25 protein-coding genes are annotated in these 25,268 nt (G+C 60.8%); 9 read left to right on the top strand and 16 right to left on the bottom strand.

Features of this window, described 5'->3' with window-relative positions; all coding sequences use genetic code 11:
• Nucleotides 1-2: 2 nt before the first annotated feature.
• The 3 genes from AC1DM5_RS16510 to pncA all read left to right on the top strand — a co-directional run bounded on the left by AC1DM5_RS16510 (nt 3) and on the right by pncA (nt 2,064).
• The gene (locus tag AC1DM5_RS16510; protein WP_477822059.1) at nt 3-515 is read left to right on the top strand and encodes a hypothetical protein; all 513 of its coding nucleotides are present in this window, start codon (nt 3-5) and stop codon (nt 513-515) included.
• Nucleotides 516-720: 205 nt separating this feature from the next.
• Nucleotides 721-1,230 (top strand): GNAT family N-acetyltransferase, encoded by a 510-nt coding sequence (locus AC1DM5_RS16505; protein ID WP_477975280.1) that lies wholly within the window; start codon nt 721-723, stop codon nt 1,228-1,230.
• Between the two features lie 207 nt (nt 1,231-1,437).
• Nucleotides 1,438-2,064 (top strand): bifunctional nicotinamidase/pyrazinamidase, encoded by a 627-nt coding sequence (gene pncA / locus AC1DM5_RS16500; protein WP_477822061.1) that lies wholly within the window; start codon nt 1,438-1,440, stop codon nt 2,062-2,064.
• Here the strand turns inward: pncA and AC1DM5_RS16495 are convergent, their stop codons facing one another.
• Nucleotides 2,065-2,316 carry a DUF2164 domain-containing protein gene (locus tag AC1DM5_RS16495; protein WP_477822062.1) on the bottom strand — a complete coding sequence of 84 codons (252 nt, stop codon included), beginning with the start codon at nt 2,314-2,316 and terminating at the stop codon, nt 2,065-2,067.
• Between the two features lie 133 nt (nt 2,317-2,449).
• Between AC1DM5_RS16495 and AC1DM5_RS16490 the strand changes: the two genes are divergently transcribed.
• Together AC1DM5_RS16490 and AC1DM5_RS16485 are read left to right on the top strand one after the other, a co-directional pair.
• On the top strand, nt 2,450-3,181 hold the full coding sequence (locus AC1DM5_RS16490; protein ID WP_037099573.1) for an AzlC family ABC transporter permease: 732 nt from the start codon (nt 2,450-2,452) through the stop codon (nt 3,179-3,181).
• A 1-nt stretch (nt 3,182) separates the two neighbouring features.
• Nucleotides 3,183-3,491, top strand: coding sequence for an AzlD family protein (locus AC1DM5_RS16485; RefSeq protein WP_477822063.1), 309 nt, complete (start codon nt 3,183-3,185; stop codon nt 3,489-3,491).
• 24 nt (nt 3,492-3,515) lie between these two features.
• Here the strand turns inward: AC1DM5_RS16485 and AC1DM5_RS16480 are convergent, their stop codons facing one another.
• Nucleotides 3,516-5,351, bottom strand: a complete 1,836-nt coding sequence (locus AC1DM5_RS16480; RefSeq protein ID WP_477822064.1) for an aminopeptidase P family protein — start codon at nt 5,349-5,351, stop codon at nt 3,516-3,518.
• Nucleotides 5,352-5,629: 278 nt separating this feature from the next.
• Here AC1DM5_RS16480 and AC1DM5_RS16475 point away from each other — a divergent pair, with 278 nt between their 5' ends.
• Nucleotides 5,630-5,803, top strand: coding sequence for a hypothetical protein (locus AC1DM5_RS16475; protein ID WP_007814367.1), 174 nt, complete (start codon nt 5,630-5,632; stop codon nt 5,801-5,803).
• Nucleotides 5,804-5,973: 170 nt separating this feature from the next.
• Here the strand turns inward: AC1DM5_RS16475 and AC1DM5_RS16470 are convergent, their stop codons facing one another.
• Together AC1DM5_RS16470 and AC1DM5_RS16465 are read right to left on the bottom strand one after the other, a co-directional pair.
• Nucleotides 5,974-6,852: a 50S ribosomal protein L11 methyltransferase gene (locus AC1DM5_RS16470; protein WP_477822065.1), complete on the bottom strand. Its 879-nt coding sequence runs from the start codon at nt 6,850-6,852 to the stop codon at nt 5,974-5,976.
• 59 nt (nt 6,853-6,911) lie between these two features.
• A complete protein-coding gene (locus AC1DM5_RS16465; RefSeq protein ID WP_477822066.1) occupies nt 6,912-7,514 on the bottom strand; it encodes an SCO family protein in 603 nt (200 codons plus the stop codon).
• A gap of 376 nt (nt 7,515-7,890) precedes the next feature.
• On the opposite strand from AC1DM5_RS16465, the gene AC1DM5_RS16460 reads away from it, so the two are divergent.
• Entirely contained in the window at nt 7,891-9,855 is a 1,965-nt protein-coding gene (locus tag AC1DM5_RS16460; RefSeq protein ID WP_477975278.1) for a methyl-accepting chemotaxis protein, read from the top strand.
• A gap of 2 nt (nt 9,856-9,857) precedes the next feature.
• A complete protein-coding gene (locus tag AC1DM5_RS16455; RefSeq protein ID WP_037099584.1) occupies nt 9,858-10,328 on the top strand; it encodes a chemotaxis protein CheW in 471 nt (156 codons plus the stop codon).
• Between the two features lie 48 nt (nt 10,329-10,376).
• Here the strand turns inward: AC1DM5_RS16455 and AC1DM5_RS16450 are convergent, their stop codons facing one another.
• Nucleotides 10,377-10,868: a CreA family protein gene (locus AC1DM5_RS16450; protein ID WP_477975276.1), complete on the bottom strand. Its 492-nt coding sequence runs from the start codon at nt 10,866-10,868 to the stop codon at nt 10,377-10,379.
• Nucleotides 10,869-10,956: 88 nt separating this feature from the next.
• A complete protein-coding gene (locus tag AC1DM5_RS16445; protein ID WP_477824169.1) occupies nt 10,957-11,547 on the bottom strand; it encodes a 3'-5' exonuclease in 591 nt (196 codons plus the stop codon).
• A gap of 272 nt (nt 11,548-11,819) precedes the next feature.
• Here AC1DM5_RS16445 and AC1DM5_RS16440 point away from each other — a divergent pair, with 272 nt between their 5' ends.
• On the top strand, nt 11,820-12,350 hold the full coding sequence (locus AC1DM5_RS16440; protein WP_477824168.1) for a GNAT family N-acetyltransferase: 531 nt from the start codon (nt 11,820-11,822) through the stop codon (nt 12,348-12,350).
• 37 nt (nt 12,351-12,387) lie between these two features.
• Here AC1DM5_RS16440 and ligA read toward each other — a convergent pair whose 3' ends face one another.
• The 10 genes from ligA to aqpZ form a co-directional block, all read right to left on the bottom strand.
• Nucleotides 12,388-14,544 carry an NAD-dependent DNA ligase LigA gene (ligA, locus tag AC1DM5_RS16435; protein ID WP_477824167.1) on the bottom strand — a complete coding sequence of 719 codons (2,157 nt, stop codon included), beginning with the start codon at nt 14,542-14,544 and terminating at the stop codon, nt 12,388-12,390.
• A gap of 74 nt (nt 14,545-14,618) precedes the next feature.
• Nucleotides 14,619-15,137, bottom strand: coding sequence for a DUF6886 family protein (locus AC1DM5_RS16430; protein ID WP_477975274.1), 519 nt, complete (start codon nt 15,135-15,137; stop codon nt 14,619-14,621).
• A gap of 68 nt (nt 15,138-15,205) precedes the next feature.
• Nucleotides 15,206-16,879 carry a DNA repair protein RecN gene (gene recN / locus AC1DM5_RS16425; protein ID WP_477824165.1) on the bottom strand — a complete coding sequence of 558 codons (1,674 nt, stop codon included), beginning with the start codon at nt 16,877-16,879 and terminating at the stop codon, nt 15,206-15,208.
• A gap of 5 nt (nt 16,880-16,884) precedes the next feature.
• The gene (locus AC1DM5_RS16420; protein WP_477824164.1) at nt 16,885-17,754 is read right to left on the bottom strand and encodes an outer membrane protein assembly factor BamD; all 870 of its coding nucleotides are present in this window, start codon (nt 17,752-17,754) and stop codon (nt 16,885-16,887) included.
• A 274-nt stretch (nt 17,755-18,028) separates the two neighbouring features.
• Nucleotides 18,029-18,985, bottom strand: coding sequence for a UDP-3-O-acyl-N-acetylglucosamine deacetylase (lpxC, locus tag AC1DM5_RS16415; RefSeq protein WP_477824163.1), 957 nt, complete (start codon nt 18,983-18,985; stop codon nt 18,029-18,031).
• 260 nt (nt 18,986-19,245) lie between these two features.
• A complete protein-coding gene (gene ftsZ, locus AC1DM5_RS16410; RefSeq protein ID WP_477824162.1) occupies nt 19,246-20,958 on the bottom strand; it encodes a cell division protein FtsZ in 1,713 nt (570 codons plus the stop codon).
• 56 nt (nt 20,959-21,014) lie between these two features.
• On the bottom strand, nt 21,015-22,346 hold the full coding sequence (ftsA, locus tag AC1DM5_RS16405; protein WP_037099606.1) for a cell division protein FtsA: 1,332 nt from the start codon (nt 22,344-22,346) through the stop codon (nt 21,015-21,017).
• Nucleotides 22,343-23,275 carry a cell division protein FtsQ/DivIB gene (locus AC1DM5_RS16400; RefSeq protein WP_477824160.1) on the bottom strand — a complete coding sequence of 311 codons (933 nt, stop codon included), beginning with the start codon at nt 23,273-23,275 and terminating at the stop codon, nt 22,343-22,345. Before AC1DM5_RS16400 ends, ftsA begins: the two co-directional genes overlap by 4 nt.
• On the bottom strand, nt 23,263-24,189 hold the full coding sequence (locus tag AC1DM5_RS16395) for a D-alanine--D-alanine ligase (RefSeq protein ID WP_477975272.1): 927 nt from the start codon (nt 24,187-24,189) through the stop codon (nt 23,263-23,265). Before AC1DM5_RS16395 ends, AC1DM5_RS16400 begins: the two co-directional genes overlap by 13 nt.
• A gap of 277 nt (nt 24,190-24,466) precedes the next feature.
• Nucleotides 24,467-25,153, bottom strand: a complete 687-nt coding sequence (gene aqpZ / locus AC1DM5_RS16390; protein WP_477824158.1) for an aquaporin Z — start codon at nt 25,151-25,153, stop codon at nt 24,467-24,469.
• Nucleotides 25,154-25,268 lie beyond the last annotated feature (115 nt).

Genomic DNA, 25,268 nt, shown 5'->3' with positions numbered 1-25,268 from the left:
AAGTGACCAGTGTTTCAGCCCTGGGCAGCACGCTGACCCAGTATCAAGCCCCCCTCAACCCACTCGACAAGAACGGTGACGGCGTCGTCTCGGCAGACGAGCTCGCCGCCGCTTCCCAGTCCTCAACAGCCAGCGCCTCGACCGCCAGCACCTCGTCCGCCGGCGATGACGATTCCTCCGGCTCCGATGTCGTCCAGAAGATCGCAGCTGATATTCTGGCGCTCATGCTCTCGCTCCAGAAGACCGATGACAGCGACAGCCAGTCCGGCACCGATGCCAAGGGTGATGGCTCCAAGGGCGCACTCTCTGCCCTTGATACGAATGGCGATGGCAAGCTCACCACGTCGGAAATTCTTGCCGCCGATCCGCAGAAGATTGCCGCCGCCGGCAGTGATGATGATAACAGCGGCCTGATGGCCAAGGTCCTCACCGACATGCAGACTGCACTTCGCGCATACCAGACGACCTATGGCGCCTCGCCCGTCGCCACCAGCGATAGCGACCAGACGGCCTGATGCAATGAGGCTCCGCCGGGGGAGCCTCGCTGAACAGGCTGCAAGCAAACTTCGCCGCCGGCATTATCCGTTCTGACCCGCGGCACGCCCCTCAGGGCACCAAGCTTTCTTATCGGCCTTTTCGACCGTGTGGATACCCTGTAAATGATCTGCAACCGCAGGCATTCACCTCAGGCTTCAACCCGATTTTCCGGCGAGACATCCGATGACGGTTATACCAACACTTCAAACCGAGCGCCTGATCCTGCGGCCTCCCGTGATGGAAGACTGGCCGGATTATCATGCGCTGATGATCTCCGATCGCGCGCTCTATATGGGCGGTCCGCATTCGACCAAGGCCGCCTGGGGCATGTTCTGCCATGACGTCGCCCTATGGGAGCTGATGGGCCACGGCGCCCTGATGATGGAGGATCGCGCCACGGGACAATGCCTCGGCCAGGTCGGCATCAATCACGGTCCGCTGTTTCCTGAGAAGGAACTGGGCTGGCTCGTCTATCCGCAAGCCGAGGGCAAAGGTTATGCCTATGAGGCAGCCGTTGCCTTGCGCGACTGGGCCTTTACGGTGCGTGGCCTGAAGACGCTGGTGAGCTATATCGCTCCTCCCAATGTGAGGTCGATCCGGCTCGCCGAGCGGCTGGGCGCCGTGCCGGATATAACGGCGGCGCGCCAGGAAGGCGATACCGACGATCTGGTCTTCAGGCATCCGGCTCCATAGCCGCATGCATAAATCCTAATATAAAACGCGAGATACTTGCCGCTTTCGCGTATAACGCGAACGGCAGCAGAAAAATACGTTGATGCTGCCATTTGCCACTCTTCATACTAGAAATAGCACTTGCGCCCAGCCCCCCGGAAATCCACTAGTTGATTGCGCCGAATGCGATTGGCATTTTGCGATGCGATATGCGTAAGGGATAGCTTGATGAAGGCGTTGCTGCTGGTCGATATTCAGAACGGATTCTGTCCCGGAGGTAACCTGCCGGTTCCCGATGGTGACAAGATCGTTCCCGTGGCAAACAGCCTGATCGATAGCGGCAAATATGATCTCGTCGTCGCCTCGCAGGATTGGCATCCGCCCGGCCACGGCAGCTTCGCCTCTTCCCATCCCGGCAAGCAGCCCTTCGAAATGGGCGAACTCTCGGGTAAACCGCAGATGTTGTGGCCGGATCATTGTGTGCAGTACACGCGTGACGCCGAACTGCATCCGGATCTCCGTTCGGCGCAGATCGACCTCATCCAGCAGAAGGGCGAAGATCGCAACGTCGACAGCTATTCCGCCTTTCGCGACAATGAGAGGCACGCCGTGACCGGCCTTGCCGATTTCCTCAACGATCAGGGCGTCACCCAGCTCGACGTCTGCGGGCTGGCGACCGATTATTGCGTGATATTATCCGCGATCGATGCGCTGGAAATGATGCCCGGCGTCAAGGTCCGCTTCATCGAGGATGCGAGCCGCGGCCTCACGCCGGAAGGTGTCGCTGCCGCCATCGGCGAGATGCGCGGACGCGGCATCGACATTATCAACAGCGCGGATATTCTCGCCGAATAATCAGTCCGTCTTTCCGCTTTCCCGTTCCAGGAGATAGAGCTCCTCCCCGAAATCCTCCATCTTCTTCAAGAAGGCGGCATGGGCGTCGCGCAGGCCCTGATTGTAGTAATAGGCGCCGATATTCTCGGAGAAGAAGTCGAGCAGGAATTCGGCCGGCAGCACGCCGATCGGGTCTAGCTCACGGTCGAAATATTGCCGGATACGCGAAACGATGTCCGCCTTTTCTTCCTTCGAAAATTCGATCTTCTTCATTAGCTCCTCGACTTCCCGGTGACGCAGCCTGGTAACGCTTCAGCAAAATCGATTGGTGAATCAAGGAAATTCAATTGCCGCAGCAGGTGAGACACCATAGAGGGAAATTCCAATTCCAACAGGATCATATCCCATGAATCGCGCCGACTTTGTCGAAGGTTTGCGGGGCGGCTTTCCCGTGGCGCTCGCTTCTGCCCCCTTCGGAGCACTGTTCGGCGCCCTTGCCGCCGAGCAGGGCATGTCGCTCTCCGAACTTACCTTCATGAGCGCCACCGTCTATGCGGGCGCAAGTCAGCTGGTCGGCATCGAGCTTTTCGGCCACAATGTGCAGGCCTGGGTGATCGTTCTATCGATCCTCGCGGTTAACTTCCGCCACGTGCTCTATTCTGCGGCGATTGCCCGCTACATCAGGCATTTCACGGCGATCCAGAAGTTCTTCACCTTCTTCCTGCTGGTCGATCCGCAATTTGCCGAGACCGTCAGGCGCGGTGAGGCAGGTCAGCCCGTTACCTTCACCTGGTATCTCGGCTTCGGCATCATCATTTATATTCCGTGGGTCATCATCAGCCTTATCGGCGGCATGCTCGGGTCCCTCATTGGCGATCCGAAGACGATCGGCCTCGATATCCTGCTGCCGGCCTATTTCCTCGGCATCGTGCTCGGCTTCCGCAAGCGTGACAACTTCCTGGCTGTGGCGCTGACGAGCGCCGTTGCCTCGGTCATCGCCTATCATTTCGTCGGCTCCCCCTGGCATGTGAGCCTAGGCGCTGTGGCAGGCATCATCCTTGCCGCTCTGATGCCCCTGCCCGCCGAGGAGCCGGATCTTGAAGCCGACGCTCTCAACACCGAAAACCACGAGGTCTGAGATGGAATTCGATCTCCACATGGCTCTCGTGATCCTGGCCGCCGCAGCCGCGACCTTCGCGACCCGCATCGGCGGCTATATCATGATCACCAAGATGAAGCGCATTCCCCCGCGCATGGAAGCAGCACTCAATGCCGTGCCGGCCGCGGTGCTGACGACGCTTGTCGCGCCCGCCTTCTTCATCGGTGGTTGGGATTCGAAACTGGCGCTCGCAGTCGCCCTCGTCATCGGCCTGCGCTTCTCGCACACCTGGATGCTCGTGGCCGCCTGGATCATCGTGATGACCTGGCGACACACGATCGGCCTCTAAACCGAAGGCCGGATATCCCGCCGCTCAGTATTCCAGCGGCAAAGTCGCATTCTCCAGCCATGCCTTGACGTCATGGTCGTGGATCAGCGGCATCAGCGCCTCGCGCGTTTGGCGGTGGTATTCGTTGAACCAGTGCAGCTCGTCATGCGTCAGCAATTCCGGGATGACGATGCTGCGATCGATCGGGCAGAAGGTCAGCGTCTCGAAGCCGAGCATCGGCATGTCGCCGCCATCGACGGCTTCAGCCTCCCGCACATAGATCAGGTTCTCGATGCGGATGCCGAAATGGCCCGGCCGGTAATAACCCGGCTCGTTGGAAAGGATCATGCCCGGCAACAGCTCCTGCGTCGACAGCCGCGAAATGCGCTGCGGCCCCTCGTGAACCGAGAGATAGGAGCCCACACCATGGCCGGTGCCATGCGCGAAATCGGCCCCTGCCCGCCATAGCGCGATGCGCGCCAGTGGATCGAGATCGCAGCCGCGCGTGCCCTTCGGGAAACGCGCCGTGCTGATCTGGATCATGCCCTTCAGCACCAGTGTGAAGAAGCGCTTGTGCTCTTCGCTGACAGCACCGATGCCGACAGTGCGGGTGATATCGGTCGTGCCGTTGATATATTGCGCGCCGGAATCGATCAGGAAGAGTTCGCCCGGCTGGATATGCCGGTCGGTCGCCGTCGTCACCCGGTAGTGCATGATGGCCGCATGTTCGCCGGCACCCGAGATCGTGTCGAAGGAAATATCCTTCAGCGGGTTCTGCATGCTCTGACCCAGCTTTGCGCGAGCCGCTTCCAGCCGTTCGGCGGCGCCAATTTCGGTGATCGTGCCGGGTTTGCTCTGCGATAGCCAGTAGAGGAATTCCACCATGGCTGCACCATCCTGCAGATGGGCGGCAGCCGAACCGTTGATCTCGACGCTGTTCTTCACAGCCCGCGGCAGCTTTGCCGGATCGACACCTTCCACGACTTCGCCGCCAGCCTTGCGGATGATCTCGGCGAGCGCATAGGAGGCGATATCGGGATCGATGAGAATGCGGCCGCCATCCTTGGCGACTGCAGCGAGCTTCTCATCCAGCAGCGAGGGCGCGAGCTGGGTGGCGATCTGCGCGAGATAGGCTTCCGGCTCGATGCCGGTCTTGCGCTTGTCGAGAAAGATCTCCGCCTTGCCATCGGCATGGATGATGGCGCGCGCCAGCGGATGCGGCGTGTGCGGCACGTCGGCGCCGCGGATGTTGAAGATCCAGGCGATGGAAGACGGATCGGCGATGAGCACTGCCTTCAGGTTCTTCTTGGCGAGATCATCCGCGATGGTCGCGATCTTGTCCTTGGCGAGAATTCCGGCCTGCGCCACGTTCTGGATGACGACAGGCCCAAGCGGTTCCGCCGGCCGGTCAGCCCAGAGCTTGTCGAGCGGATTGTGCGGCAGAAAAACCAGTGCGCCACCGATCTCCGACAGCGCCTTTTCGAGCTTGCGCACTTCGGCACCCGAATGCAGCCACGGATCGATGCCGAGCTTCAGCCCTTTCTTGCCATGCGCAGGCAGCCAGACATGCGGCGGCTCGTTGACCAGATCGCCGCCGGTAAAGACCGACCCATCCACCTGCTCGGCAAGCTGCGTCACATAGCGCCCGTCGACATAGACGATCGCTTCCGTCCGGGTGATCAGCGCAATGCCCGCAGAGCCGGTGAAGCCCGTCAGCCAGGAGAGCCGCTCCGCGCAGGCAGGCACGTACTCGCCGTTATATTCATCGGCGCGCGGCACGAGGAAAGCATCGATGCCGAGCGCATCGAAACTGGCGCGCAGTGCGGAAACCCGTTCCCTGCCGAACTGCGGCGTGGAGGTGACTTCGAAAGACTGGAACATGCTGGAAACCCGAATGAATGAAACGAATCCGGTTAATGGGATAGTCGCCATGTTAGCGAATTTTCAGTCATTGGGGAGAAAAAGCGACGCGAAGCACCTGGGAAGGCCTGGCCGCCCAATAATTTGGCAGAAATGTGTCTCGATGTGGGAAACTGGCACGCTTCATGCATTACGCGCATGGCTGCAATGAAACAAACCCTCTGCCGCCGCATGACGGAATAGCTATATACAGCGCATCGAACGGTTCACGACGAACCATCAACAAAGGATTTTTTGAAATGACCGCCTCTCTCTCGCGCTTCGCTTACAGCAGCCCGGTACAGGCTGGCGAACGCCAGACTGTGCGTCACGTCATCGGTGCCCGCCGCCCGCAGAATGAGGATAGCCTCAAGGTGCTCGCAGCAGGCCAGCGTTCCACGCGCCACAAAGGCGCACCGAGCTACGCATTCTGAGCTTAAAGCCCTTCCGATCCTCCTCCCTCCACCGGACAGGCCTATCGGAATGCAGTAGTGCCCGCTCGAGCATCCTCCTCCTTCGAGCTCGCGGGCAAGACCGGATTTAAATGCCGGTCCAAGGCGGTGTCTCTGGCACCGCCTTTTTTCTTGTTCGGAATTCCCTGAGATTACGGACGATCGAGATGGATCGTCACCCAGCCATTGCGCCAGATCGTGCGCACGTGGCGAAGCTTCGCGCCATTATAGGCGGCAATCACCTTCCAGCGCTGGCCGGCAAGGATGCCGGACAGGATCACCGATCCGCCCGGCGCCAGATTGGTGACGAGCTGCGGCGCCATTCTGATCAGCGGCCGCGCCAGAATATTGGCGATGATGAGGTCGAACGGCCCATGCTCGGAAAAGGCGGTCGAATGGAAGCCGGGTGCGGTCACCGTGCTGATACCGCTGGCAATGCCATTGCGGCGTACATTCTCGGCCGCGACGCGAATGGCGACCGGATCGATATCGGTTGCCAGCACGGGAATGTTGCGCAGCTTGCGCACCGCAATTGCCAGCACGCCACTTCCAGTGCCGAGATCGAGTGCATTGCGAACCTTGCGTGCCCGGACCACTCGGTCGATCACCTCCAGGCAGCCGGCCGTCGTGCCGTGATGGCCGGTACCGAAAGCCTGGCCGGCATCGATCTCGATGGCGATGTCGCCCGTGCGCACCTTGTCGCGATCATGCGAGCCATGAACGAGGAAGCGCCCTGCCCTGACGGGCTTCAGCCCTTCAAGCGATTTGACCACCCAGTCCACATCCGGAATGACCTCGCGCGACAGCGCGGCATCCGGGAAAGCGTCCTTCAGCGCCGCCTCGATACGAGTGCGCACATCCGCCTCTTCCTCCGCCATCATGTAGACGGAGGCTTCCCAGACATCTTTCTTCTCGTCGATCTCGGTCGTGCCGATGGCAAAATCTTCTTCGCCGAAGACCTCGCTCAGAAGGTCGAGGATTTCCTCGGCCTGCTTTTCAGTCGTCGACACGTAAAGGCGGATTTCACTCACGATAGGCAATCTTTCCGGTTGCGTCGCCCGCTACCGGTTGCGATGCTTTCAGCTGCCGGTCATCCCTTGGCGACGAGATTCTCAAGCTTCTTTATCGCCGTATCGGGGTTTTCGCCATAGGAGATCGTTCCTGCAAAACGCCCGGCCGAATCGAGCAGGAAGACCGAGGCCGTATGGTCCATCGTGTAATCTCCATCAGGATTGTTCTCGTCCACAGGCACCTTCTTGGCATAGACGCGGAAGCCCTTGATGACGTCGGCGATCTTGTCCGGCGGGCCGGAAATGCCGGTAATGCGCTTGGAAACGTTGGAGACGTACTCGTTCATGATCTCGGGCGTATCGCGCTCGGGATCGACGGTCACGAAATAGGCCTGCAGCTTGTTGCCCCGGGGATCGACCTTCTCCATCCAGCCGTTGAGCTCGAAGAGCGTCGTCGGGCAGACTTCGGGGCAATGCGTAAACCCGAAGAACAAGGCCGTCGGCTTGCCACGCAGGGCCTGCTCCGTGATCGGCTGGCCACTCTGCGATACCAGCGTGAACGGCACGCCGAATGGCCCCTCGGCCACCACTTCCCTCGTCCGGCTCTGGTCCAGCGTGAACCAGCCGAGCACGCCGGCAAGCAGCAGCACTGCAATCCAGACGGCGATACGGAAATTCTTCATGGTACTTTCCTTGATGCGCGGATGCCCCCATCCGTCTCGCCCGTGTGATTATAGTCGCGATCGCAAGCGCGCAATTCAAGAATGCGTTTTCTCACCCGTGATTAATTGCCCCACCTTGATGAATGCCAGATGCGGGCAAACGTCCTGCGAAAAGTCGTACAAAGACGAATTATCGCACCTTTCTAACGGCTTGCCGCGAGCGTCTCGAAGCAACCCCAAGAAATACATCGTTAGGAAAGGCTTAATTGCGGATATCTATATTTAGTAATGCACACAGTGCTTCGGCGCTGTTCCGACATGATGTCGGCCGGAGCATGAACCGGATCAGCATAAAAATCGAGGGAACTAAAAACCGCCTGGGGCGGAGGGTGGCTTTATGACAAATTCGACGGTTCGCAGAAACCTTTCGGTCGGCCAGCGGCTCTGGACGCTCGGCGGGGCTGCTCTCATCGGCTTCGGCTCGATGCTCGGCATCGGCTGGTACGAGAACATGCAGGTCGATACCGGCCTGCGCCGCGCTGACGAGATCCAGCAGAGCATCGACAGCATCAACGACATGCGAGTCGCCAATCTGACGCTGGTTCTCGCCGCCATGGACTCGATCGTCGACCGGGAAGAGAAGATCATCCAGCCCGACCGCCTGAAGATCGTTGCCGATTCGCTAGCAACTCTCTCCAGCGGCTCGAAGGAAATAAGCATGATCGCCGAGGAGCTGAAGGCCGGCGACCTGCTGAAAAGCTACGATTCCGATGTCGGCGCGCTTCGCCAGGCCATCCAGGTGGATCTCAAGGCGCTCGTCGAACAGGGCGCGTCCGATGCCGAATTCGACAAGATCGACGATCGTATCGACGCTGACGGCGAAAAGCTCGCCGCCACCCTCGACAAGTTCGCCAGTGACGGCACCGTCGTTGCCCGCAAGCGTATCGAAAGCGCCAACGAGACCTCCCGCAGCTCGCTGGTCATCCAGATCGCGCTTGGCGTCATCGCCATCCTCACCATGGCCGCGCTGCAATATATCCATGGCGGCTCCATTCGCCGCGGCATCGTCACCGTGCGTGAAAGCATGCTGCGCATCTTGAACGGCGACCTGACAAGCAACGTCGCCGGCAAGGAACGCGGCGACGAGATCGGCGAAATGGCCCGTGCCGCCGAAAGCTTCCGCCTTGCAGCCATCGAAAAGATCGATCTGGAAGCCCGCACCGAGACCGACCGTCAGCGCAGCGATGCCGAGCGCCGCGAGCGCGAATCTGCCAAGCTTGCCGATACGGAAGCGCTGAACGCCGCCGTCACAGCGCTCGCCCAGGGCCTCACCCGCCTTGCCAACGGCGATCTGACCGCGAGCATCGACCAGCCCTTCCGCGACGAGCTGGAAAGGCTGCGTCAGGATTTCAACCAGACCGCCATGCGCCTGCGCAGGGCGATGAGCGACATTGCCCAGAACAGCGGCTCGATTCAGGCCAACGGCCACCAGATGCGCGCCGCCGCCGACGACCTCGCCAAGCGCACAGAGCAGCAGGCCGCCTCCCTGGAAGAGACCTCGGCGGCGCTGGACGAGATCACCGCCACCGTCCGCAACGCCACCAGCCGCGCCGAGGAAGTCGGCAACATGGTCGCTCATACTCGCCAGAATACCGAGAAATCCGATGCCATTGTCGGCGACGCGATGGCCGCAATGGAGCGAATCGAAGGCGCCTCCCGCGAGATCGGCACCATCATCAACGTCATCGACGAGATCGCTTTCCAGACGAATCTGCTGGCACTCAACGCCGGCGTCGAGGCCGCGCGTGCGGGCGAAGCCGGCAAGGGCTTTGCGGTCGTTGCACAGGAAGTTCGCGAACTTGCCGGCCGCGCAGCCGGAGCAGCCAAGGATATCAAGACCTTGATCGGAAAATCCGGCGCCGAAGTTAAAATCGGCGGCGAATTAGTGACGGCCGCCGGCGAGGCTTTGCGCCAGATCGGCGAAGATGTTCTGCGTATCGACGGTCATGTTAAATCAATCGTAACCTCTGCGCGCGAACAATCAGTTGGACTGAACGAGATCAATACAGCCATCAGCCAGATGGATCAGGTGACGCAGAAGAATGCGGCCATGGTGGAGGAAACGAACGCCGCCAGCCACACTCTCGCAAGTGATGCGGAAAACCTGACGCAGCTGGTACGGCAGTTCAATATCGGCGAGGGCATGAACGCCCGTCAAACGCCGCGAGAAGCCCCCGCAGCCTCGCATCCGAAACCTTCACCCGCACGGCGCCTCATTGGCAAGGTCGCGGGAGCCTTCACGGGCGGCGGCGCCGCCAGGACACTCGCCTCTCCGGCCGGAGACAACTGGGAAGAATTCTGACCATGAACAACAATGCCATCAAGCAGTCGGGCGCCTACCTCGAAATCGTCTCGTTCCACCTGGGCGACCAGGAGTTCTGCATCGATATCATGGCGATCCGCGAAATCCGCGGCTGGGCGCCGGTCACCCCGATGCCGCACACCCCCCCCTACGTCCTCGGCCTCATCAACCTGCGCGGTGCCGTGATCCCGGTGATCGACATGGCCTGCCGCCTCGGCATGAAGATGACGGAACCATCGGAGCGTTCCGCCATCATCGTCACCGATATCGCCGGCAAGCTGGTCGGCCTGCTGGTCGAACAGGTCTCCGACATGATGACCATCAAGAGCGAAGACCTTCAGCCGCCGCCGGAAATCATCCCGGAAGCCCAGCGCGCCTTCTGCCGCGGCATCGTCGCGCTCGAAAAGACCATGGTCTGCTTCCTCAATCTCGACACCGTCATCGCCGACGAGCTGTCGCGCGAAGCTGCCTGATCTATCTGACTATTCCGAATTCGAAGGCCCGGCTCGTCCGGGCCTTTTTCATTGTGGCTTGCCGTTCTTCCAAACGACATCCTGTCCATAGAGCGGGATCGTCGAAATCGACATCTTCGCCGAACCATCCGTCACCTGCCGCGAATGGGCGAGATAGATCAGCGTATTGTTGCTCTTGTCGTAGATCCTGTTGACGGCAAGGGTCTTCCAGATCAGCGACATGCCCTGCCGGAACACCTCGCTGCCATCCTTGGACATATCGATATTGCCGATCTCGATCGGCCCCGTCTGGCGGCAGGAGATGGAATTATTCGAGGGGTCTTCGAACCAGTTGCCGTTCTTGAAACGGTCGATCAGGCTGCGGTCGAAATAGGTGACATGGCAGGTTACGCCCTTCACTTCTGGGTCGGAAACCGCCTCGATGATGATGTCATTGCCGATCCAGTCGACCCCGACCTTGCCGACGACCTCGGCCGATGTCGCGCCTGCGGAAGCGGCGAGGAAGACTGAGCCAAAGAAAAGATTGCGCAAAGCGGACATGACAACTCCCGTGTTGATCCGGAAGTTAAGATAAGAATGGCCGACCCCTTTGCAAGAAAGCGCCCAACCCTTTGCAAGAAAGCGAAAGTCACGCCTTACGGCAGGTGCAGGGCTCGTAGCCGGCGGCCGTCAGCCTGCCGGGCTTCATGCCGATGACGGCGGGAATGGCAGCAACCGTGGCAGCCTTGACTGCCCTCGCCATCTCGATTGCCGCTGCCGCACAGACGGCAGCATCCTCAGCCGCATTATGGTGGACGAAACGCAGGCCGAGATGCTCGGCAATCAGGTTCAGCCGGTACGACAGAAAATGCGGCCAGATGCGCTGCGCCATCTTCAGGCTGCAGAGATAGGTGAGCTCCGGATAGGACTGCCGGTAAAGATCAAGGCTCGCCCGCCAGACGCTGAAATCGAAGGCGGCATTGTGGGCGATCATCGTCGCGCCCCGGAAATCCTCAAGGAACTCGTCCATGACTTCAGGAAATTCAGGTGCATCCTCGACATGTTCAGGCCGAATGCCGTGGATCGCGATATTCATGCCGGAAAAGCGCATGTCGCGTGGACGGATCAGCCGCTCCTCGACCCGCGTCACCTGCCCGTCCTCAATCCAGGCAAGGCCGACCGAGCAGGCGCTGCCGCGCTGTTCGTTGGCTGTCTCGAAATCGATGGCGATAGTCTTCACGGGCAAATATCCGAATCGTCTGCTCATCCGGAATAATCTTAGCCGTATCCGAAGGCAAATTCTGACCTGTTGACATCTGCACGCGAATGGCGAAACTTCCGTGCATGATCAACTCTGTGGTCCACACCCTTCATCTTATCACCACGACCCATGCAGGGTACGCGGGAGAGATGGTGCGCCACTAGCAGCCGATCATCCCCGAAAACCCTGCCGAGGCGAGCAGGGTTTTCTGAAACTCCGCTCTCCTCTTTTGGAAACCCAAGGAGAGCACGATGTTAACTAACAAGGATACCCCACCCAAGAAGCCCTCTCTGCAAGGCCTGAGCGTTCGCGCCATACGCTTGAGCGACGTCGAAGCCGTGACCGAGCTGATGAACCTGCCAGGCTATCGCGCCGGCACGCTGCGCCCGCCTTTTGAAAGCATCGATGCGGTGCGCAAGCGCATGGAATCCCCCTCACCCAACGCCCTCAACCTCGTTGTCGAACTCGACGGCAGGATCGTCGCCAATGGCGGCATGAACCGCTTCGAAGGACGGCGCCAGCACGCCGCGAGCCTCGGCATGGGTGTGCACGACGATTTCACCGGTCGCGGCGTCGGAACCGCCCTGATGGCCGCGTTTGTCGATACCGCCGACAATTGGCAGGATATCAAGCGGATGGAGCTGACTGTCTATACCGACAACGCGGCAGCCATCCGCCTTTACGAAAAATTCGGCTTCGAAAAGGAAGGGCTCCTCCGATCATTCGGCTATCGCGACGGGCAATATGTCGATGCCTATACGATGGCGCGGCTGAGGGCCTGAAACAAAGAGGCCGGCGTTGTCGCCGGCCCTCCCTCCGTTACCCCTCAATCAGCGCCAGCCACTCGTCTTCGTCCATGGTCTGAACGCCGAGTTCGCGGGCCTTGTCGAGCTTGGAGCCGGCACCAGGGCCGGCAACGACGATATCGGTCTTCTTGGAGACGGAGCCTGCCACCTTTGCCCCAAGGCCTTCTGCCCTCGCCTTCGCCTCTTCGCGGGTAAACTTCTCCAGCGAACCGGTGAAGACGACGGTCTTGCCGGCGACCGGGCTGCCCACTGTCACCGGCTGTTCGGCCTCCTGCGGCGTCACCTCGTCGAGCAGGCGGCCGATCACCTCGATATTGCGCGGCTCCTTGTAGAATTCCACGATGGCACGCGCCACGACCTCACCAATGCCTTCGATGGCGTTGAGGTCGTTCCAGGCATCACCCGAAAGCGTTGCCGCCTCCTTCATCGCCGCCGCAAAGGCCTCGTAGGTATTATAGGAGCGCGACAGGAGCTTCGCCGTCGTCTCGCCCACGTGGCGGATGCCGAGCGCGTAGATGAAGCGGTGAAGGGCGATGCTGCGCCGCTCATTGATTGCAGCATAAAGCTTGCCGACGCTGACCTTGCCGAAACCGTCGATATTCTCCAGCTTGGTGATCGACTGTTGCTGACGCTTCTCCAGCGTGAAGATATCGGGCGCCGTGCGGATCTGCAGCGCAGGATCCTCGCTCTCGAAGAAGAAGTCGATCTGCTTGGAGCCAAGTCCCTCGATATCAAAGGCATTGCGCGAAACGAAGTGCTTCAGCTCTTCCGTCGCCTGCGCGCGGCAGATGAAGCCGCCGGTGCAGCGGGTGACGGAATCGAGCTTGCCGGTCTTCTCATGCCGCTCACGCACCGCATGCGAACCGCAGACCGGGCATACTTTCGGAAACTGATAGGGCTGCGCCTCAGCAGGACGCTTTTCCATGACGACATCGAGCACCTGCGGGATCACGTCACCGGCACGCTGCACGATGACGGTGTCGCCGATGCGGATATCGTGCTCCTCCTCACGGATGCGCTCGCCATTATTGCCGATGCCCTTGATGTAGTCCTCATTGTGCAGGGTCGCATTGGTGACGACGACGCCGCCGACGGTGATCGGCGTCAGCCGCGCCACCGGCGTCAGCGCGCCGGTGCGACCGACCTGGATGTCGATATTCTCGACGATAGTGAAAGCCTGTTCGGCCGGGAACTTGTGCGCCGTCGCCCAGCGCGGGCTGCGCGAGCGGAAGCCGAGACGCTGCTGCAGCTCGAGGCTGTCGACCTTGTAGACGACGCCATCGATATCGTAATCGAGGTCCGGCCGTTCGAGGCCGATCTCGCTGTAATGGGCAAGGATATCGTCAACCGAGTTCAGCCGCTTCATCAGCGGATTGACCGGGAAACCCCAGCTCTTGAAGACCTCCACCATGCCCATCTGCGTATCGGCGGGCATGTCCGACATCTCGCCCCAGGCATAAGCGAAGAATCTCAGCTTGCGGCTCGCCGTCACTTTCGCATCGAGCTGGCGCAGCGACCCCGCGGCAGTATTGCGCGGATTGACATAGGTCTGCTTGCCTTCGGCCTCCATCTGAGCGTTCAGCGCCATGAAGTCGCTCTTGGCCATGTAGACCTCGCCGCGCACTTCCACGACGGATGGAACGCCCTTCGGCAGCTCGTTCGGGATTTCCTTGATGGTTCGGATATTCGCGGTGACGTTTTCGCCCGTCGTACCGTCGCCGCGGGTCGCACCCGTCACCAGCTTGCCGTTCTCATAGCGGATTGACATGGAAAGCCCGTCAATTTTCGGCTCGGCGGTAAAGGCAATGGAATTGTCCGGCAGGCGGCCAAGGAAGCGATAGACGCTGGCAACAAAGTCGCGCACATCTTCCTGCGAGAAAGTATTGTCGAGCGACAGCATCGGCCGGGAATGGACGACCGGCTGGAAGGTGGCGGAAGGGGCTGCACCGACCCGGCGCGACGGGCTGTCCTCACGGATGAGCTCTGGGAAGCGCGCCTCGATCGCATCGTTGCGACGCTTCAGCGCGTCATAATCCGCATCGGAAATCTCCGGCTGGTCCTTGCCATGATAGAGCGCGTCGTTACGCGCAACCTCCTTGGCCAGCCGTTCCAGTTCGATGGCAGCGTCTTCAAGGGTCAGGTCCTCAACAGCGACGGATTCGGTCGACATGCAGCTTCACTCCAGAGAATCTGCAATGGTTTTAGAGCAAAATTCCGCGATTGAAATAGCACCAATGTTTTGAATTATGGCTGCGCGTTGCGCAGTCTGATGGCGCTGACATGTAGCGTGCGGTCCCGCAGGGCCTTCAGCGGCATGAGGCTGTCAACGACACGGAGCTCGATGCCGCGCCGCGCAAATTCGCGATCGAGACCGGACATTGATGTGAGTGCGAGCGGCAGAACCGTCCTGCGCGACACCCACATTCCCGCGTCCTGCAGGTCCTCGAAACCATCGGACGGCATCTCGTAGCGGTGGATGCTTTCGGCCTGCAGCCGCGCCAGCCATCCACGCTCTCTATAGGCAGCACCCCGCCAGTCGCCGAGCAAGCGGCGATCTTCGTCTGATGTCTCGGGCCTCGCCCAGATCAGAATACGCGGACAATCGCGCGGAAAGAGATACATGAAGTCGTGGATGTCATCGATCGCCCAGACGAGCGGCTCGTTCAGCCATTCCCGGCCCGGCGGGCGATCGGAGGCAATGCGCACCGGGCGCGGCTCAAAGGCCGTAATAGTGGGATCATCGCTGAAATGGAAAAGCCGCATGCATGGACCTGACCGGTGAGTGACGTCAGATAGCGCAGCGCCTCCGGCTTGTCACCGGCAGCTTATGACTAGCCGTTCCCGGCCAGCAGCCTCGCGGCAGCCGCCCTCGCCTCTTCCGTCACGGAGGCGCCCGCGAGCATGCGGGCAATCTCTTCCGTGCGGTCCTTCTGGGCCATCGTGGCAACGCGCGTCGCGATCTTGTCGGAGCCCTCGCCGGACGGTCCCTTGGAGATCAGGAGATGCGTAGCAGCGCGGGCCGCCACCTGCGGCGCATGGGTGACGGAGAGAACCTGCACGCGCTCGGAAAGCCGCTTCAGCCGCTGGCCGATCGCATCCGCCACCGCCCCGCCGACACCAGTGTCGATTTCGTCGAAGACGAGCGTCGGCGCCGAGCCGCGGTCGGCAAGCGCCACCTTAAGCGCCAGCAGGAAGCGTGAGAGTTCGCCGCCCGAGGCGACCTTCATGATCGAGCCGGGACGCGTGCCCGGATTGGTCTGGACGTGGAATTCCACGACATCGATGCCCTCGGCGGTCGCCTCCTCCGCATCGGTGGTGATCTCTACCATGAAGCGGGCGCGCTCGAGCTTCAGCGCCGGCAACTCGGCCATAACGGCCTGCGCCAGCGCATCGCCGGCGTGGTGACGCTTCTCGGAAAGCGAGCGGGCGGCCGCATCGTAATTCGCCTTGGCGACCCCGACTTCCGCCTCGAGCTTGGAGAGACGCTCCTCGCCGGCATCCAGATCGGCAAGATCGTTGATCATGCGCACGGCGAGCGCCGGAAGCTCGGTGACGGGAACGGAATATTTACGGGAGGCAGCGCGCAACGCAAACAGCCGCTCTTCGACGCGCTCCAGTTCCTTCGGATCATATTCCGTCTTGCGCAGTGCCGCCTCGACTTCCATCTGCGCATTCGAAAGCTGGTCCAGCGCGGCGTCAAGCAGGGCTACGGTGTCTTCCAGCAGGCCGGGCGCCTCATGACTCTTGCGCTCGAGACGGCGCACCAGCGAGGCGATATGCGGCACGGGAGAGGCATTGCCGTTGAGGAATTCGGAGGCCTCGGCGATATCGCCGGCAATACGCTCCGCCTTCATCATCTTCTGGCGGCGGTCGGCAAGCTCATCCTCTTCGCCATCGCGTGGCGAGAGCTTTTCGAGCTCTTCGACGGAGGAGCGCAGATAATCCGCCTCACGGGCAGCTACCTCGACCTTCTCGCTGTGTTTCTTCAGCGTGCGCTCGCTATCGCGCCACTGGCGGTAAAGCGTGGCCACACCCTGCACATCCTCGCTGATACCCGCGAAGGCGTCGAGCAGCGTTCTATGGGCATTGGTATCGACAAGCGCGCGGTCGTCGTGCTGGCCGTGGATCTCGACCAGCATCTGGCCGGCCTGACGCATCAGCTGAACGCTGATAGGCTGATCGTTCACATAGGCCTTGGTGCGCCCGTCGGAGGATTGCTGGCGGCGAAAGATCAGGTCGCCTTCGTCATCGATGCCGTTTTCGCGCAAGAGCTTGCGGGCACCATGATCCAAGCCGACATCGAAGACGGCGGTCACCTGGCCCTTGTCCTCGCCATGGCGCACGAGACCGCCATCGCCGCGCCCGCCAAGGGCCAGCGACAGACTGTCGAGCAGGATGGATTTGCCCGCACCCGTCTCACCCGTCAGCACGGAGAGGCCGGTCTCGAAGGCAAGATCCAGCCGCTCGATCAGAACGATATCGCGGATCGAAAGCTGGATCAGCATTGGCCTCAGGAACCGAGAAGGAGTTTCTTGCCCGCTGCAGCGATCCACGAACCCTTGTTTTCACGCGGTTCCGCGCCGCCCGACTGCAGCAGCTTGTAAGAATCAGCATACCACTGGCTGTCGGGATAATTATGACCGAGAACGGCAGCGGCTGTCTGCGCCTCCTCGACGACGCCCATCGCATAATAGGCTTCGACGAGACGGGCGAGCGCCTCCTCGACCTGATTCGTGTTCGGATATTTCTCGACGACGATGCGGAAGCGCGAGATCGCGGCAAGATATTCCTTGCGCTCCATGTAATAGCGGCCGACCTGCATCTCCTTGCCGGCAAGCTGGTCGCGCGCAAAGCGCATCTTGGCCTGCGCGTCATCCACATATTCGGAGTCAGGATAGTTGTCGACGACTGCCTGCATCGCCTCGATCGTCTTCTGCGAGGCGCGCTGGTCCTGCGTCACGTCGACGATCTGCTTGGAATAGGTCAGGCCCACAAGATACTGCACGTAAGCGGCATCCTTGGACTTCGGATATTGCGCCATGTAACGGTTGCCCGATGCAAGCGCGTCGTCGAAGCGGCCCTGGCGGTATTTGACGAAGGTGCTCATGACGAGCGCCTTGCGCGCCCATTCCGAGAAGGGGTTCTGCGCATCGATTGCGTCGAACTTGCGCGCCGCTTCGGCCATATTGCCGGCCTTCATGTTGGCGAGGCCCTGGGTGTAGAGCACATCTGGCGGATCGGTTTCGAGGCCGAGCTTGGTGATATCGATATCAGGGTCCGACTGGCAGCCGGAAATCAAGGCACCTGCGCTCAGCACCATCACGGATGCGAGCAAAGCGCGCGCTGTCTTCATCATCATGTCAGACCTTGCATAAGCCATTCGAAAGAATCCCACCGCCGCCGTCCACTCCACGGCAGCCACGCCTAGCTGGCGTTTCTAGCCACAAATACCTGTCAAGAGCAACGCAATGATCACGCATTAACGCATTTTTGTGGCAGCACCGCCGAGAATGTCGGGCTTTTCACCGGCATTCGAAGCGGCAGCGGCTAAATACATGCCGCAAAACATCTATCGACGCGCTTATGCACCCCTTCCCCATAAAAAAACCGCCCCCGTTAGGAGGCGGCCCTGGCCTTAATTGGTATACTGGAGGTCATGCCGACCAGGGGGCGAATTCCGGAGCGCTGACTGCAATGAATTCGCGAACGGCAACGCGCTGGCGCGGCGTCGAAGTCTCGACCACTTCATAGGCCGAGGCATCGCTGAGCAGTGCCTTGAGAGCGTTGGCGTTCATCTTGTGGCCGCCGCGATAGGAACGGTAGCAGCCGATGAACTGTGCGCCGGCGAGCGCCAGATCGCCGACGGCATCGAGCGTCTTGTGACGCACGAACTCGTCCTTGGCATAGCGCAGGCCTTCGACATTGATGACGGTATTGTCGTCGGAGATGACGACCGAGTTTTCAAGCGAGGAGCCGAGAGCATGGCCCGAAGCCCAGAGACGCTCGACATCACGCATGAAACCGAAGGTGCGCGCACGCGACAGCTCGGTCTTGAAGACAGTAGCGGTGAGATCGCCTTCCCACTTCTGGCGGCCGATCAGCGGGCATTCGAAATCGATCTCGACTTCGAAGCGCGTGCCGTCATAGGGGCGGAACTCGCTCCAGGAACCGCCATGCTCGATACGAACCGGCTTGGTGATGCGGATGTAACGGCGCTTGACGCCGAGGGAAACGAGGCCGACCTGTTCGATGGCTTCGACGAAGGGAACCGAGCTGCCATCCATGATCGGCATTTCGGCGCCGCTGACTTCGATGACGACATTGTCGAGGCCGAGAGCGTAAACGGCTGCCATCACGTGTTCGATCGTCGCGACGGAATGGGCCGGCGAGAAGCCGAGAACAGTGCAGAGATCGGTATTGCCGACCTGCGAGGAAACAGCCTTCAGTTCGGTGACGTCGCCATTGTCATGGATGCGCTGGAAAATCACGCCGGTGCCGGCTTCGGCCGGATTGAAGGTGATCGAAACGTCGGCACCAGAATGAACGCCGATGCCCGAAAGAGTCACCGGACGCGATACCGTCGTCTGAAAGCCCAGCAAGCCAAGTCCCATAAAATCTGCCTTTATTCTTCCGTACCCGTTGTTACCAGCCGGCCGGATCTTTCTTCTATACTGCCCGAACCGCTCGAAGCGGACTCTAAGGGCAGTTCGCTTGCCTCATACTTACGTGGACGCGCGCTGCAATCCAAATCACTGTTCGTTTCGATTTGTTACGAAATCCGCAGAGCGAAAAGCATTTAGAATTCAATCAGGTAGAAATGCAAACGCCCGGGATTACAGTCCCGGGCGTTTTCTGTGGAGAAGTGCTCTTCTCAGTTCGACTGGCGGCGCAGGAAGGCCGGGATTTCCAGCTGGTCGTCTTCCTGCATCATGCGGGCCTGCGGAACGGCACGGCCCTGGTCGTCGAGGTTACCGCGACGCGGTGCATAGAGGCTTGCTTCCGGCGACAGCGGACGGCGCTGCTGCGAGGATGCGGCCGGTGCGGAGGTCATTTCCGGAGCGACCTCCTCTTCGCGGCGGCCGAGCGAATTGGTGATTCGCTTGAGCAGGCCCATCGGGCCGCGCTCTTCCTGGACGTGCGAAGCAGCAGGCTGCGAGCGATGGTCGATCTCAGCCTGGACCACCGGCGGGAAGTCCTCGACCTTCGGCATGCGGACCTGCTCGGGAGCCTGGCGGATCACCGGCTCATGACGGACCGGCTGCTGCTGCACGACCGGCTGCGGAGCCGGCTGCTGCATGACGGGAGCCGACTGTACCGGAGCCTGGCGCATGACCGGGGCTGCTTCAGGCGCAGAAGCAAAAATCTTGCTCTGCGGACGGAAGGTCTCCTGCATGACGGGCTGCTGCTGGATCGGAGCAGCGGCGCGCTGGGCCGGGATTTCGAGTTCGCGTTCCATCTCGACTTCAGCCTGGCGGATCGCCTGGGCGATCTGGTCGGCCTTCGGTGCCTGCATGATCGGGGCAGGCTGAACTGCGGCCGGAGCCGGAGCTACGGCCGCGGAGGGACGGATAATGGGCTTTGCGGCCGGCTGGAAGGTGCGGTCGGTACCTTCGCGCATCGCGCGGTCGATGCCGGTGGCGACAACCGAGACGCGGATGATGCCTTCGAGCGATTCGTCGAAGGTTGCGCCGAGGATGATGTTGGCGTCCGGATCGACTTCTTCGCGGATGCGGGTTGCAGCTTCGTCGACTTCGAAGAGCGTGAGGTCGCGACCGCCGGTGATGGAGATCAGCAGGCCCTGCGCGCCCTTCATCGAGGTTTCGTCGAGCAGCGGGTTGGCGATCGCCGCTTCGGCGGCCTGCATGGCGCGGCCCGAACCGGAAGCTTCGCCGGTACCCATCATTGCGCGGCCCATCTCACGCATGACCGAGCGGACGTCGGCGAAGTCGAGGTTGATGAGACCTTCCTTCACCATCAGGTCGGTGATGCAGGCAACGCCCGAATAGAGAACCTGGTCGGCCATGGCGAAAGCGTCGGCGAAGGTCGTCTTGTCGTTGGCGATCCGGAAGAGGTTCTGGTTCGGAATGACGATGAGCGTATCGACAGACTTCTGCAGTTCCTGAATACCCATCTCAGCCAGACGCATACGGCGACCGCCTTCGAAGTGGAATGGCTTGGTGACCACGCCGACCGTCAGGATGCCCTTGTTGCGGGCCGCCTGTGCGACGACCGGAGCAGCACCCGTACCGGTGCCGCCGCCCATGCCGGCGGTGACGAAGCACATATGCGTGCCGTTCAGGTGATCGACGATCTCGTCGATGCATTCTTCGGCGGCCGCACGACCGACTTCCGGCTGCGAGCCGGCGCCGAGGCCTTCGGTGACACTGGCGCCGAGCTGGATGATCCGTTCGGCCTTCGTCATCGTCAGCGCCTGGGCATCCGTGTTGGCAACGACGAAGTCGACGCCCTGGAGGCCTGCGGAAATCATGTTATTGACGGCATTGCCGCCGCCGCCGCCGACGCCGAACACGGTGATGCGCGGCTTCAGTTCGGTGATGTCAGGCTTTTGCAGCTTGATAGTCATGGTACCAGTTCCTTCTCTCTCTGGCCGCATCGCCACGCCGGCCAATTCACTCAATTTCAAAAGCTTTCCTTCAGCCACTGGCCCATGCGGGCGATGCGGCTGTTATTACCCCCAAGCGACAGGAGCAGGCTGCTCTGTGACGCATGTGTTTCCATGTCCGCGACCTGCGGATAGATCATCAGACCGACGGCCGTCGAAAAGGCCGGGCCCTTGGCCGCCGTCGGCAGACCCGACACACCCATCGGACGGCCGATACGGACGTTGCGGGCCAGGATGCGGCGCGCCACTTCGGCAAGGCCGGTGAGCTGGCTGGCGCCGCCCGTCAGCACGACACGCTTTCCGACGATCGGGCTGAAGCCCGAGCGCTGGATCCGGTCGCGGATGAGTTCCATCGTCTCTTCGATGCGCGCCGAAACGATGCGCGACACCAGAGCCCGCGGCACCTGCGTCGGCTGATCACGATCATCCTCGCCGATCGGCGGAATGGAGATCAGTTCACGCTCGTCGGAAGAGTTGGTCAGCGCCGAAGCGTGGACCACCTTCAAACGTTCAGCATCCTCGATCCGGGTGGAAAGGCCGCGTGCGAGGTCGGTCGTCACATGATGACCACCGAGGCCGACAGCATCGGTATGGACAAGCTTGCCTTCGGCAAAAACCGAAATCGTCGTCGTACCGCCGCCCATGTCGATGGCCGCACAGCCAAGTTCGACTTCATCGTCGACGAGTGCGGCAAGACCGGATGCATACGGTGTTGCAACGATTCCTTCCACCGAAAGATGCGCTCTGTTGACGCTGAGCTCGAGATTTTTGAGCGCCGAACGTTCCGCGGTCACCACATGCATATCGACGCCGAGCGCATCGCCATACATCGCCAGCGGATCGCGGATGCCGCGTTCACCGTCGAGAGAGAAGCCGGTTGCCAGCGAATGCAGCACGGCGCGGTCCTGGCGCAGCGACTGCTGGCAGGCGGCCGAAAGCACCTTCTTCAGGTCGTTCAGCTCGACTTCCTGGCCGCCGAGATCGATGGTCGCGGTATAGATGTCGCTGCCAAGCCGGCCGGCCGTGAGATTGACGATCAGGCTCTCGACGGTGAGGCCCGCCATGCGCTCAGCCGCATCGACGGCGAGACGGATGACGCTTTCCAGCGCGTCGAGATCGGCGATGACGCCGGTCTTGATCCCGCGCGAACGCTGATGGCCGATGCCGATGATCTCGATATTGTGCGTGCGGCCCGGCAGGATCTGGCTTTCCTCGCGCGGCGTCAGCCGACCGATCATGCAGACGACCTTGGTCGAGCCGATATCCAGCACCGAAACGATATGCGACCGCTTCGACGAAAGCGGCTTCAGGCGCGGCAATCCGAAATGGGATGAACCGAACAAGCTCATATATTTTGCCCCGCCTTCTTCAAATCCTTGGTGCGCGCCGTAACCGCCGCCTGACGGCGTGCTGCCGCCTCGGGCGTTAGCTGGATCGTCGTGCGATCCGGCAGCCTGAGATCGACTGCAGCGATATCGCGCTCCAGAAGCTGCTGTTCCTTGTCAAATTTCGAAAGCGTCGCCAGCGCCTGGTCGAGATCATCTTCCGGCAGCTTGACGACGACGCCATTGTCCATATGCAGGTCCCAGCGACGGCCGGAAACCCAGACGTAAGCCTTCACGCGAGCCTTCACATCAGGCCACTTGGCGAAGGCATCCTCGATGGAGGCCGCAGCCGTTTCGGCGTCACGGCCGACGACCAGCGGCAGAGCCGAAAACTTGTTATCGCGAAGCGGCGCGATCACGCTGCCACTCTTCTCGATCAGCGAAAGCTCCTGGCCGTGCTGCCAGATGGCATAGGCGGCGCGCTCAGAGAGCTTCACCTCGATCGTCTTTGGATAGACCTTGCGGACTTCGACATTTTCGACCCAGGGAAGGCGCGCGATCTTCTGGCGCGCAGCATCGACATCGAGGGCGACGAGCGATGTCGCACCATCGAGTCCGAGAAGCTGCAGAATTTCGATTTCGGAGGTCTGATTGTTGCCGGAAACCTTCACGTCCTCGATGGCAAAGCCGACAGCGCTGGTCGTTGCCTGCGCGACGGCTTCCGTATGACCGCCGAGCGACATGCCGTAGAGGCCGGTCGCAGCGAGGAAGCCAAGCGCGGAAACCGTGCCCGTGTGGGCCGGGATATGGATGCGGCCGCTACCGAGGCTGACGAGGAAGCGTACGACGCGGCGCAGCGGACGCGGCAGCACGCGGCGTTCGTCGGCTTCCGAAACGGGAAGCTCGGCATAACGGCTGGGGCGCCCTATCCTTTTGACCGTCAACGCAAACAAGACGCGTCCTCCACCATCCACCGGAGAAATGCACCAAAGGAATATCCGGCATGGCCGGCCATTTCGGGCACAAGGGAGGTTGGAGTCATGCCCGGCTGGGTATTAACCTCCAGCCAGATGATCTCGCCGTCTTCGGAGAAACGATCGTCGTAACGAAAGTCGGACCGACTGACGCCGCGGCAACCGATTGCTTGATGCGCCCTTAATGCCAATGTTTGTATTTTTTGGTAAATTTTCGGTGAAATTTTAGCCGGCAAGACATGTTTTGAGCCACCCGACGCATACTTGGAGTCGTAATCATAGAAATTGTGGCCCTGAGGCACCACCTCGATGACATCCATGGGTTGATCACCCATCACACCGCAGGTCAGTTCGCGACCATGGATGTAGCGCTCGACGATGACTTCCTCGCCATAACGCCACTCGGCCGAGCCGATGACCTGCGGCGGGTGCGCCTGATCCTCACCGACGATGACGACGCCGAAGCTGGAGCCTTCGCGCACCGGCTTGACCACATAGGGCGCCTTCATCGGATGCTCCGATGGAAACGAGGAGCGATTCAGCACCTGCGATTCGGCAACCGGAACACCGGCAGCGGCAGCCACACGCTTCGCCCGAGCCTTATCCATGGCAAGCGCAGAAGCAAGCACGCCCGAATGCGTATAGGGGATCTGCAGATACTCAAGAATGCCCTGGATGGTGCCGTCCTCGCCGAAAGGCCCATGCAAGGCATTGAAGACAACATCGGGCTTCAGGGCGGAGAGCTTCTCGGAAATGTCGCGCTCGACATCGATGCGCGTCACCTTGAAGCCTTCACTTTCGAGAGCATCGGCACACGCCTTCCCCGAAGAAAGGCTGACAGGCCTCTCCGAAGAAAATCCGCCCATCAGGACAGCTACGTGCTCGCGACTCATCAACACCCCCAAAAAAATAACCTACACTCTGCCGAACCGAGGCTTGCGCGGAGCTGGTCTGCGCGGTTCGTGTCCTTTGTCTGACTTGGGTGCATTAGAGCATCATTATGGTTAACGAATCGTTTACTTTCGTTAACTCCGCCTTGCCGTACGCTTCATTTTTCTGCGGTTACGATCGCTCGAATATCGCGGCGAATAAGCCGCAAGCACGATGGAAAAAGAAAAACCCGCGCGGAAAAACCACGCGGGTTCAATGGCATGCACAGATGTTCTGCAGTCAGTCCTTATCGCCGAAGAACTTCCAGACGAGGCCGCCAATCGCACCCCCTGCAAGCGGCGCGATCCAGAACAGCCAGAGTTGCTGCAGCGCCCAACCGCCGACGAAAAGCGCCTGCCCGGTCGAACGCGCCGGATTGACGGAGGTGTTCGTTACGGGGATCGCGACAAGGTGAATCAGCGTCAGCCCCAGGCCGATCGCAAGCGGCGCAAAGCCGGCGGGCACCCTGCTGCTTGTCGATCCGAGGATGATGATCAGGAAGAACATGGTCAGCAGAACTTCGATCAGCAGCGCCGAAAGCAGCGAGTAACCGCCCGGAGAATGTTCGCCATATCCGTTGGCGGCAAACCCGCCGAGCTCGAACCCTGCCTTGCCGCTGGCGATAAGATAGAGCGCTGCGGCAGCAACAATGGCACCGATCACCTGTGCGGCGATATAGGGAATGAGACGCGCCGCAGGAAAACGTCCCGCAACAACAAGGCCGAGAGAGACGGCTGGATTGAAATGGCCGCCGGAAATACCGCCCACGGCATAGGCCATGGTGACGACGGTCAAACCGAACGCCAGCGCCACGCCGGCAAAACCGATTCCAAGTTCGGGATAGGCGGCCGCGAGCACGGCACTGCCGCATCCGCCGAAGACCAACCAGAACGTGCCGAGAAACTCGGCAGCAAGACTTTTTTGCATGTATGCCCCTCCATTCTCTCAACCAGAGAACACTTTATCAATCAATTGCAATTTGATTCCGGTCAAGTTCGGGGCTACCTCCCGGCAAGCCTGGCGCAAGGTTGAGAAACCGCTG

This window comes from Rhizobium sp. 01T437, assembly GCF_056398505.1.
This window is presented reverse-complemented; position numbering and strand designations above follow the sequence as displayed.

Excerpts from the sequence above, each read along its gene's own strand:
- pncA (WP_477822061.1), top strand. The coding sequence starts at position 1,438 with ATGAAGGCGTTGCTGCTGGTCGATATTCAGAACGGATTCTGTCCCGGA.
- AC1DM5_RS16460 (WP_477975278.1), top strand. The coding sequence starts at position 7,891 with ATGACAAATTCGACGGTTCGCAGAAACCTTTCGGTCGGCCAGCGGCTC.
- AC1DM5_RS16430 (WP_477975274.1), bottom strand. The coding sequence starts at position 15,137 with ATGCGGCTTTTCCATTTCAGCGATGATCCCACTATTACGGCCTTTGAG.
- AC1DM5_RS16495 (WP_477822062.1), bottom strand. The coding sequence starts at position 2,316 with ATGAAGAAGATCGAATTTTCGAAGGAAGAAAAGGCGGACATCGTTTCG.
- lpxC (WP_477824163.1), bottom strand. The coding sequence starts at position 18,985 with ATGGGACTTGGCTTGCTGGGCTTTCAGACGACGGTATCGCGTCCGGTG.
- AC1DM5_RS16485 (WP_477822063.1), top strand. The coding sequence starts at position 3,183 with ATGGAATTCGATCTCCACATGGCTCTCGTGATCCTGGCCGCCGCAGCC.
- AC1DM5_RS16420 (WP_477824164.1), bottom strand. The coding sequence starts at position 17,754 with ATGGCTTATGCAAGGTCTGACATGATGATGAAGACAGCGCGCGCTTTG.
- aqpZ (WP_477824158.1), bottom strand. The coding sequence starts at position 25,153 with ATGCAAAAAAGTCTTGCTGCCGAGTTTCTCGGCACGTTCTGGTTGGTC.
- ftsA (WP_037099606.1), bottom strand. The coding sequence starts at position 22,346 with ATGAGCTTGTTCGGTTCATCCCATTTCGGATTGCCGCGCCTGAAGCCG.
- AC1DM5_RS16465 (WP_477822066.1), bottom strand. The coding sequence starts at position 7,514 with ATGAAGAATTTCCGTATCGCCGTCTGGATTGCAGTGCTGCTGCTTGCC.
- AC1DM5_RS16440 (WP_477824168.1), top strand. The coding sequence starts at position 11,820 with ATGTTAACTAACAAGGATACCCCACCCAAGAAGCCCTCTCTGCAAGGC.
- AC1DM5_RS16490 (WP_037099573.1), top strand. The coding sequence starts at position 2,450 with ATGAATCGCGCCGACTTTGTCGAAGGTTTGCGGGGCGGCTTTCCCGTG.
- AC1DM5_RS16505 (WP_477975280.1), top strand. The coding sequence starts at position 721 with ATGACGGTTATACCAACACTTCAAACCGAGCGCCTGATCCTGCGGCCT.
- AC1DM5_RS16455 (WP_037099584.1), top strand. The coding sequence starts at position 9,858 with ATGAACAACAATGCCATCAAGCAGTCGGGCGCCTACCTCGAAATCGTC.
- AC1DM5_RS16480 (WP_477822064.1), bottom strand. The coding sequence starts at position 5,351 with ATGTTCCAGTCTTTCGAAGTCACCTCCACGCCGCAGTTCGGCAGGGAA.
- AC1DM5_RS16395 (WP_477975272.1), bottom strand. The coding sequence starts at position 24,189 with ATGAGTCGCGAGCACGTAGCTGTCCTGATGGGCGGATTTTCTTCGGAG.
- ligA (WP_477824167.1), bottom strand. The coding sequence starts at position 14,544 with ATGTCGACCGAATCCGTCGCTGTTGAGGACCTGACCCTTGAAGACGCT.
- ftsZ (WP_477824162.1), bottom strand. The coding sequence starts at position 20,958 with ATGACTATCAAGCTGCAAAAGCCTGACATCACCGAACTGAAGCCGCGC.
- AC1DM5_RS16450 (WP_477975276.1), bottom strand. The coding sequence starts at position 10,868 with ATGTCCGCTTTGCGCAATCTTTTCTTTGGCTCAGTCTTCCTCGCCGCT.
- recN (WP_477824165.1), bottom strand. The coding sequence starts at position 16,879 with ATGCTGATCCAGCTTTCGATCCGCGATATCGTTCTGATCGAGCGGCTG.
- AC1DM5_RS16475 (WP_007814367.1), top strand. The coding sequence starts at position 5,630 with ATGACCGCCTCTCTCTCGCGCTTCGCTTACAGCAGCCCGGTACAGGCT.